Here is a 2,127-nt window from a genome sequence, read left to right as displayed (position 1 = left end):
AATTTAACGCCGCGTTAAGGGGTGAGTGCCGCCTAAACCTGCTCTCCGCAAACCACTTTCACCACCAAAATCACCGCATACCAAAAATGCCACGCGGCACGAATCCCACTTCTTGGATTCAAGTACGAAGTGCGACACCTCTGAACATAAAAACAGTAAGGTGCGATAATCATGAACTTTGCTCCCGCCAAGAAGTAAAAAACATGAAATACACACACCTCACTGAGAACGAAAGGTATATGATTTCTGCGCTCAGAAAGCAAGGAATTAGTACCGCTGAAATAGCTAAACAACTGGGGCGTCACAAAGCCACTATCTATCGAGAAATTGAACACAATTGTCGTTACAACAAGTTCTTCGATAGGTACTCTTATCAACCAGAGCGGGCACAGCAAATGGCGCGAAACCGGCTGAGTCGTTCACGCAGAAATAAGCGCTATACCAAACTTGACTTCAAGCTACCTGAAGCCTTGCTACGACTGGATTGGAGCCCTGACCAAATCGTCGGMTAYCTAAGAATGAGAGGCTATCCAACAATGAGCCACGAGCTCATTTATCAGCACRTTTGGAACGACAAAGCTCTCGGTGGAACRCTATGGAAACACCTACGSCAATCTACTAAGCAAAGGCGTAARAGGTACAACTCAAAAGACAGYCGAGGGCGGCTGGCAAATAAGCGTCATATTACCGAAAGACCAGAAAACGCTGAGCATCGAAAAGAGCCTGGTCATTGGGAAATTGATACCGTCGTTGGCCGCGGAACCAAGCACTGTATCGTGACTTTAGTCGACAGAATGACTGGTTACACTTTTATCGGGCAAATGGATGATAGAACAAGCGAGTCGCTCAACGTAAGAATGAGCAAAATCATGACCCGCTCTGACTTACCTTTTAAGACGATAACTTCGGATAACGGCACTGAATTCCATGGTTACGCACAACTAGAAAAACATCATAACTGTCTGTTTTACTTTGCAAATCCATACCAATCATGGGAGCGAGGCACTAATGAAAACACCAATGGTTTGATACGACAATACTTACCAAAACGAACTTCCATGTCACACGTGACACAGAAGCTATGCAATGAAATTGCACACAAATTAAATACGCGCCCACGCAAAAGACTTGGGTATAGAACACCACTGGAGTATATTCATGCGCATCTTTAAAAAGTGTCGCACTTCAAACTTGATACTAAGTTTAAGACTCAAAGGGTTAAGTTTTACGTTACCAAAAGCTTAACTCGACTTACCTTTGAAAACCAAAACCAGACGCTAAAAAGCTGAATTAACTCATAAATTTAGTCGTAATGACTTTGAGTTTTAGCGTGAGAAACCGAAAACTTGAGCTCAAACTTTGAAACTAACATCGCTTCATTCAACTCACAAACGCACTGAACTTAAATGAGGCAACACTCTGAATTTTTAGCGCAAACGAATTGGAGTCCAGAAAACAGCGACCACTGAAGTTAACCTGCCGACATGACCAAAATTGGAAATACGAAGAGAAGAAACAAAGAAAAGATGCAACCAGCTGATTTTACATGAYTAAACATAACGCCGCGTTAAGGGGTGCAGGCACGCAATACAAAAGCTACCGCACAGTGCCGTAACCACTGAACCCAACGCAAACTGAAAATGCCACGCGTGCCAAATCCCACTTGAACGCCTTGTTATGCTTAAACTTCAATGGGTTACGTTTACTAAAAACAAGATTAACTCAGCTTTGATTCACGAACAAAGCCAAAACTGAAATGACTCATGATTTTGAAAATCAGACTTTGAAATTTGGCAGCTAAAACGAAAAAACCTAAGATCAAATCTCTGATTGAGCCAACCGCCCTAACCTCGCGCTTGCCCGAAAATTGAATGAGGCAACTCTCTGATTTTCTAGCGCCAAAGAATAAGTGTCCGAAAAACAGCGCTCAAAAAAGCCAACTTGCCGACAAACACAAAACTGAAAAGCTGAGGGAACAGAGAAAAACCATAAACCACTGATTTTACTTGATTAAGCATAACGCCCAATTAAGGGGTGAACAATCGCCGTCCACCCTAACCCTAAACATTGTGCCATAAACTACAAAAACTGAAGTAGAAGCAAAAGTGCCAAGCGTTGTGAATCCCT

2 protein-coding genes are annotated in these 2,127 nt (G+C 42.8%); one reads left to right on the top strand and one right to left on the bottom strand.

Features of this window, described 5'->3' with window-relative positions; translation table 11 throughout:
• Positions 1 to 3 precede the first annotated feature (3 nt).
• A complete protein-coding gene (locus tag CIK04_RS35225) occupies positions 4 to 138 on the bottom strand; it encodes a DUF3265 domain-containing protein (protein ID WP_097353744.1) in 135 nt (44 codons plus the stop codon).
• 65 nt (positions 139 to 203) lie between these two features.
• On the opposite strand from CIK04_RS35225, the gene CIK04_RS31595 reads away from it, so the two are divergent.
• Positions 204 to 1,172: an IS30 family transposase gene (locus CIK04_RS31595; protein ID WP_128824790.1), complete on the top strand. Its 969-nt coding sequence runs from the start codon at positions 204 to 206 to the stop codon at positions 1,170 to 1,172.
• Positions 1,173 to 2,127 lie beyond the last annotated feature (955 nt).

The organism is Vibrio sp. 03_296 (assembly GCF_002265885.1).
This window is presented reverse-complemented; position numbering and strand designations above follow the sequence as displayed.